Here is a 7,185-nt window from a genome sequence, read left to right as displayed (position 1 = left end):
CACCCGACCTGCGCCGCGCCCTCTTCCAACTTCCGCAAAAAGAGAAAGACCAGCTCCTGGCCCGCCTCGTAGGCCAGGACGCCCTGCTCATCGAGCAGCTCGCCTACCGCCTGCTCGAAGGCCCCGACGCGCTGGAAAGCCGCCGCGCCGCCCTCCGCGCTCAGGTCGACGACCCGGTGCGGGGCTTCCACCAAACGCCCAACGACCTGCTCGTGATACTGCGGCAGCTCCAAGCCCGGCTGGCCTACCACGCCAAGGTAACCGAGGACCTGTTTGGCGAAACCGAGCTGAGCTGGCGGCTGCTGGCCAACGTGTTCCGGCACCAGCCGGAAATCACGGGCCGGCTGCACGGCCCCACCCAGCCGCTGCTCCAGCACCTCACCAAACGCACCCACGAGGCCCTGCGGCAAACCGCCCGCCTGCACGAAGACTACCACGTGGAGCTGGCGCCCACCGCCAACGCCGTACTGGCGGCCCTGTGGCAATCGGGCGCCGCGCCGCTGGCACGGGAAGCGGGCCTGCCGAGTTCGTTCGGGGAGGTATAAACAGAAGGTAGTGCCGTGGCCGGCGTAGCGCGAAGGCTTATTAATGAAGGCTCAGCCACACAACCCACTCTCATTCGCGGCTCACAGGGCGCGGAAGCCGATGGGCATCGTCAACGTCACCCACACGGGCTGGCCGTTGATTTTGCCGGGGTTCCACCAAGGCATGAGGCGCACGAGGCGCAGGGCTTCTTCATCCAGGCCGGAGCCGAGGCCGCGCACGACGCGCGGGTTGTGCAGGCGGCCTTCGGGGTCGACGGTAAACGTGAGGTAGACCTTGCCCGAGAGGTTGCGGTCGAGGGCGGCGGCCGGGTAATTGAGTTTGCGGGCCAGAAATTTCACCAGGGCCGCGTCGCCACCGGGGAAGGCCGGCATCTCATCGGCGGTAAAGTACACGGCGGCGGGCACAAGGGACACCACGGGGCTGGCCAAGCCGCCAGGTTCAAAGGCCTCAACTAGGGGGGCCAGCGAAACCGTTTGGCCGCTGGCCTGCCCAGCCACTACCGTTAGTAGTACACTGGCTGAAACAAGATACTGGAGCATGGGCTTGGCCGAATTAAATTCTACGACCCAAAACTACCGGCCTCCTGTGAGCACTAGGATTAGCCAGCGTTATGCTTTCGTTTCGCTTGTGCTGGCCCCCGTCTGTACACGGCTAGGGACGCGATGTACTGCGGGCATCTTTTCGGGGCGAAAGGCAGTACAACAAGGCCGCCCGTTTTGCTTGTTCACTCCTCCTGTTTTCCTTCGCCATGTCCAGCACTCCCGGTTCCCACGGCCAGCGCCTACCCCAGCTTTCCGAACACGACCTGCATCAGGCCCTGGCCGAGCTGGACACTAAAATCCAGACGTTGCACAACCGCGTCCACGCCACGGTGGCCGGGTCGCCCAACACCTATCAGGCCCACGCCGAGGCCCTGGAAACCAAGCGCGCGCGCCTGGCCGAACAGCTCGTCCAGTTCCCCACTCCCGCCGACGGTTCCGAGCCCGGCATCTGGGCGCAGGTGCGGCAGGAAATTGAACATTTGAAAGAGGACTTACGGAAAATATTGTAGGATTATTTTATTTTTTCAAAACCCGTAACCTCCTGAATCATGTCTCCGTTTCAGCCTCACAAAGCAAGCCCGAAAGCGCTGCTAACCAACTCCTCCCAACCCTCCTCTATTTTATTTTTTAAGCCGTTATCTCCATGAAAAAGCTCCTCCTCCTCCTCGTTCTTCCCTTCCTTGCTTCTTCGGCCAGCTTCGCCCAAGACCCCGCCAAGAAACGCCAGAAAGCCAAGCACCACTACGTACACGCTGCTGAGTCTTCGCAAGGCCGCGTGGCAAAAGCCCGCTTCCGGCCCGAAAATAACATTCGCCCCACCATCGATTTCGCCCCAAATCGGCTGGAGAAATTTAAAACCGCCAAATCCCCCAAAGCCTACACGTACTCCAAAGGCTTCTAAGTTTAGTTGTCAGTTGCTTGTTGTCAGTTGTTAGCATTGAAACAACCTACCGATTGACTAGCAACTGACAACTAAAAAAGGCCGCCGCTTCTCAGGAAGCGGCGGCCTTTTTTGCTTAAGCGGAACCCAGCGTTACGCGGGCTCCCGGAAGCCTACCCAGGTGAAGCGCTTGATGACGAACTCCGGGTTGGTGAAGCTGGCGTTACCGGCCGGGTTGCCGCCAGTGACGTGGAAGTCGGAAAAACCAGCGTTCTGGTTCACGTAGATGCCCCCGGTGAGGTTGAAGCTGACGGGCGTACCGGCCAGGCTCATCTCGTCCATAATCTGCTCCTTGATAGCCGGGTCGGTGGTGTAGGCGCCGCAGGAAATGGCGCCGTGCTCGCGGGCCAGCTGCGCCGCCAAGCGGATGCTCTCCTGCGTATCCTTGGTTTTGATAATCAGCATAATGGGCCCGAACAGCTCCTGGCTGTACTGCTCCACCCGGCTGGCATCGACCTCAAAGATGCTGGGCGAGCAGGTGCGGGCATTTTTGAAGGTAGCATTGTCCACGGTGCCGGAGGCCAGAATGCTGCGGCCGCCATCAAAAGCCAGCTGCTGCACCCGCTCCTGGGTGGCAGGGTTCTGGATGGCGCCCAGCACATGGGCGCCGGCCTTGGGGTTGGTGGCCAAGCCCGTGATGGCGGCCGACAGCTTCTGCACCACTTCCTCGTAGGGCACCTGCGTGTCGCCCACTTTCACCCCCGTTTCGGGCAGGAAGAAGTTTTGGGGCGCCGTGCACATCTGCCCCGAGTAGAGGCTCACGGAGAAGGCCAGGTTCTGGGCCACTTTGTCGAGGTCGGCGCAGGAATCGAGGATGATGCTGTTGACGCCGGTTTTTTCGGTGAACACCGTTTTGCCCTTCAGGCCCTCCACGTACTCGCCAAACTGCGAGCCGCCGGTGTAGTCAATCAGCTTGATGGCGGGGTCTTCGGCCAGTTCCTTGGTGATGAGGCGGTCATCGGCGTCCACGGCCAGCTGGCAGATGCAGGGATTCAGACCGTTTTCGGCCAGTACTTTCTGCACCTCGGCCACCACAATGGCAATGGGCAGCACCGCCTTGGGATGGGGCTTGATGATGGTGGGGTTGCCGGTAACGAGCGAGGCAAACATGCCCGGCACCGTGTTCCAGGTAGGGAAAGTGGAGCAGCCGATGACCAGAGCCAGGCCCTTGGGCACGGCGCGCCAGGTCTTGTTCAGGGCGATGCTGTACTTGCCCATGGGCTTTTCCCAGCGGGTTTCTTCGGGGAAGCGGGTTTGCTCCTCGTAACCAGCCGCGATGGCTTCCAGAGCCCGGTCGGCGGCGTGGGGGCCGCTAGCCTGAAACGACATCATGTAGGCCTGGCCCGTGGTATGCATTGTGGCGTAGGCAATTTCGAAGAAGCGGCTGCGCATGCCTTCCAGCGCCTCGGTGAGGAGCGAGGCACGCAGGGCGGGCTTCAACTTGCGCCACTCATCAAAGGCGCCCTGGGCATTCGCGACGAGGGTGGCGGGCTCGTAGAACGGGTACTGGACGCCCAGCGGCTGCTGCTCGTAGGGCGACTCTTCCTGGCCGGCCCAGCCCTGGGGTTCGCCCTGTTGCAACTCGGCAAAGCGCTGGCCGCGCATGGCGGCAAATTTTTCGCGGCCCTGGGCATCGGCATCGGCACCGTAGATGTCGGGCGAGGGGTTTTCGGGGAAGGCGGCGAAGAACGTGCGCCCGTGCAGGGCCTGCACGGCGGCGTCGAGGGTGGCTTGGTGTTTGGCAATCATCGTGGGTGGGAGGTATGCAAAAGATGACGGTGGAACGGCCCAATTGCCGCGCCGCAAGTTACGGAAGGGCGCCCGCCCCGGCCGCTGGGGCGGCCCGCCGCCGCGCCTGAAACCGGCCGCACCGGGGCATTCACGGGCACCCGTCGGCGCTGCGAGCCAGGGAATTTGCGTGTTCCACGACTTTTATTTATAGTCCATCGCACCAAGGGTGGAATTAACTCGTAGGTGGTTACCTTTACTAGTGCTGACTATTTGTTGCAACACGCCATTTCTGCTTGATGGAAAACATGTTACGCTCCTTATTATTTGTCGTGCTACTAGCGCTGGGGTGGTCGGCAGCGGCGGCGGCTGGCCCTCCTACCGTGCCCGGCCGCTTCGCGCTGAAGCTGAAGCCGGGCCGGCAGCCAGCCGCACTGGAGGCCGCGCTGCGCACCCTGGGGGCCACCGACGTCCGGCAGAAATTTCTTCGCACCCTGCCGCCCAATATTGAAAAGCCCGGCAGCGTGGACCTGCGCGGCATTTACCAGTTCCAGGTGCCCACCACCGTCACGCTGGAGCGCGTTCGCACGGTGCTGCTGGCGACCGGGGCGGTCGAATACGTGGAGCCGCACTACGTCCGCTACCCGCAATATCAGCCCAACGACCCGATGGCTGACTCTACGCTCACCAGCCTGTCGAAAAGCCAGTATTATCTGAAGCAGATTAAGGCTTATCGGGCCTGGGATATTACCCGCGGTGACAGCTCCATTGTCATCGGCATCACCGATGGCGGGGTGCGCCTGACGCACCAAGACTTGCGCCAACAGATTAAGTACAACTACGCCGACCCCGTCAACGGCATCGACGACGATGGCGACGGCTACGTGGACAACTTCAACGGCTGGGACCTGGCCAACAACGACAACGACCCCGGCTACGACATCAAAATTATTCACGGCTCGCTGGTAGCCGGCGTGTCTTCGGCCCACACCGACAACGGCGTGGGCATCGCGGGCATGGGCAACAAATGCCGGTTCCTGCCGCTCAACATTTACTCGAACACTCCCACAGGCAATTTCGCGGGCATTGAGGCCGTCGTGTACGCGGCCGACCACAATTGCAAGGTCATCAACATGAGCTGGGGCGCGCCGGGTGGCTATTCCCGGCTCGAACAGGACGCCATGACCTACGCCGCCGTGAACCGCGACGCCGTGCTGGTAGCCGCCGCCGGCAATACCAACGCCGACCTGATGTTCTACCCGGCTTCCTACGAGCACGTGCTGTCGGTATCGGGCGTGAGCAGCACCGACCAGAAAAGCCCCAACGCCACCTTCAGCCACCGGGTCGATTTAGTAGCGCCCGGCGTTAGCATCCTTACCACGCAGGGCTACCACGCAAAATCGGGCGGCGGGCAGGCCGACGCAGATTACGTGGCCGTGGGCGGCACCTCGTTTGCCGCACCCCTGGTGGCAGGCGCCGCGGCACTAGTACGCTGGAAATTCCCACTTTTATCGGCCTCCCAAGTAGCAGCCCAGCTGCGGCAAACCACCGACAAAGTGGATAACCTGCCGGCCAATGCGGCTTGGAAAGACCTCATGGGCACCGGCCGGCTTAACGTGTTCCGGGCCCTGACTGAGCCCAGCCGGGAAGCCCGGGTAGTAACCAGCACTTTTGTGCCGGCCCGCGCCGTGTACCTCGCCGGCGACACCATCCGGCTGAGCGTGGCCGTGCAAAACCTGCTGCAGCCCATTGCCGGCCTCACCGTTACGCTCACGTCCCTCTCGCCCCATATCAGCATTCAGCAAGGCTTGTTCGTGCTGGGCGACATGGCTTCCCTGGCCAGCTTGAACAACACGCTCAACCCGTTCCGGCTGGCGGTGGCCAGCAGCGGTATTCCGCTCAACACCACGGCCACGTTGCGCTACCACCTCACGGGCGACGACGGGTACGAATCCGAACAATTGGTGGAGCTCGTGCTCAATCCTGACTACGTGGTGCTGGATGCCAACGACCTTAACGTGACCCTGACCAGTCGCGGCAACCTGGCTTTTGACGACCTGTCTGGCACCATTGGCACCGGCGTCACGTATCGGGGCAGCGGCAATATTCTCAGCGAAGGCGGCCTGATTCTAGCCACAAGCCCCACCCGCGTCTCGGACCGGCTGCGCACTAGGTCAGGCGCGGCGCGGCAGTCGTTTTTCAACAGCGCCCAGGTGGTGCGCCTGCAGCCCGGCCCCCGCGCCGACCAGGAGGCGCGCGCCCTGTTTCAGGACAGCATTCCCGCCGCCGGCAACCTTGCCCGCAGCGTGGGGGTTGGCGTACGCCTGCGGGCCTACGCCTGGTCTTCGCCTGGCCGGCGCGATTTTGTGGTGCTGGAATACACGCTCAAAAACCTCACGGCCGATACGCTGAAACCGCTCTACGCGGGCTTGTTCATGGATTGGGACGTGCCCACGCAGGACGGCTCCGCCCGCAACGCCGCCGCCTGGGACGACTCCCGCTCCCTGGGCTATTGCTATGCCCTGGGCCAACAGAATACGCCTTCGCTGCCCGCCATCTACGCGGGGGTGCAACTGTTGCAGGGTGGCTCGCCCACGGTGTATTCAATTGACAATAATGCCCCTGCCGGGAGCTCTCTCAGCTTAGCAGATGGCTTTTCTCCTGCCGAAAAGTTCATAACTCTGAGCAGCGGAACTGCCCAAAGCAACGCCGGCCTTCCCGATGGCACCGACGTATCGCAGGTAATTGGCACCCGGATAAGCACGCTGGCGCCCGGCGACTCAACCATCGTAGCCTTTGCCATGCTGTCGGCCCCTACCTTATTACAATTGCAGGACGCGTCCGAGTCGGCAACCATAGCGTACGCCACCACGCTGCTGCCCACTCGGGCCAGCGCCCGAGCCGTGGATTTCGTAGCGTACCCCAACCCAACCGAGGGGCCGCTGCAGGTAGTATTACCTCAAGGTTTCGGCCCGGCCAAGGTGCAGGTACTGGACATGACCGGCCGGCTGGTGAAGAGCTTCTCGGCTACGGGCAAGCAGTTCGAAACCAACCTGGCCGGACTGCAACCGGGCTTGTACCTGGTACGCGCCATCGGCACCAATCGGGTGGTAACCCGTTCGGTTGTGTTGCGCTGAGTAGTCAGTCATTGGCTTTTAGCTGCCGGCTTGGGTCTGTTCCGTAACGATTTGCGGAAATTTTGTGCACGCTTCTGCTTACCTGAGTGCCTGATGCAGGCGTTTGACCACGCATTTGCTTGGCGCTGGTCTGCTGTCGCCGGCTTGCCTTTGCGCACCTGCGTCCGCTCTCACAAAGCCAGTCTGGAGCTGTGTATCCGGTGCACTCCCTGCAAGGCCGCCTGTTTGCGCTTATTTATGTCGTAGCCGTATCTGCGCAGCTTTTCGGCGGATTGAGCAGCTGAATGGCCAG

General features: G+C 62.2%; 6 protein-coding genes. 4 read left to right on the top strand and 2 right to left on the bottom strand.

Translation table 11 applies throughout. The annotated features are described in order from the left end of the window. Nucleotides 1–545 (top strand): hypothetical protein (locus GM79_RS25645; protein ID WP_035567647.1); only part of this gene is annotated, 545 nt, incomplete at its 5' end. An 81-nt stretch (nt 546–626) separates the two neighbouring features. On the opposite strand, the gene GM79_RS20835 is transcribed toward GM79_RS25645, so the two are convergent. Next, entirely contained in the window at nt 627–1,085 is a 459-nt protein-coding gene (locus tag GM79_RS20835) for an energy transducer TonB (protein ID WP_081867917.1), read from the bottom strand. Between the two features lie 209 nt (nt 1,086–1,294). Here GM79_RS20835 and GM79_RS20830 point away from each other — a divergent pair, with 209 nt between their 5' ends. Further along, a complete protein-coding gene (locus GM79_RS20830; RefSeq protein ID WP_035567644.1) occupies nt 1,295–1,597 on the top strand; it encodes a hypothetical protein in 303 nt (100 codons plus the stop codon). A 134-nt stretch (nt 1,598–1,731) separates the two neighbouring features. After that, nucleotides 1,732–1,989 (top strand): hypothetical protein, encoded by a 258-nt coding sequence (locus GM79_RS20825; protein ID WP_035567642.1) that lies wholly within the window; start codon nt 1,732–1,734, stop codon nt 1,987–1,989. A gap of 132 nt (nt 1,990–2,121) precedes the next feature. On the opposite strand, the gene paaN is transcribed toward GM79_RS20825, so the two are convergent. Next, complete coding sequence (paaN, locus tag GM79_RS20820) at nt 2,122–3,777, bottom strand: phenylacetic acid degradation protein PaaN (RefSeq protein ID WP_035567640.1); 1,656 nt, start codon at nt 3,775–3,777, stop codon at nt 2,122–2,124. A gap of 278 nt (nt 3,778–4,055) precedes the next feature. On the opposite strand from paaN, the gene GM79_RS20815 reads away from it, so the two are divergent. After that, nucleotides 4,056–6,893 (top strand): S8 family peptidase, encoded by a 2,838-nt coding sequence (locus tag GM79_RS20815; RefSeq protein WP_051719145.1) that lies wholly within the window; start codon nt 4,056–4,058, stop codon nt 6,891–6,893. Nucleotides 6,894–7,185 lie beyond the last annotated feature (292 nt).

It is taken from the genome of Hymenobacter sp. IS2118, from assembly GCF_000715495.1.
GTDB lineage: Bacteria > Bacteroidota > Bacteroidia > Cytophagales > Hymenobacteraceae > Hymenobacter.
Note: the sequence above shows the minus strand (reverse complement) of the source record. Positions and strands in the feature narration are given on the sequence as shown.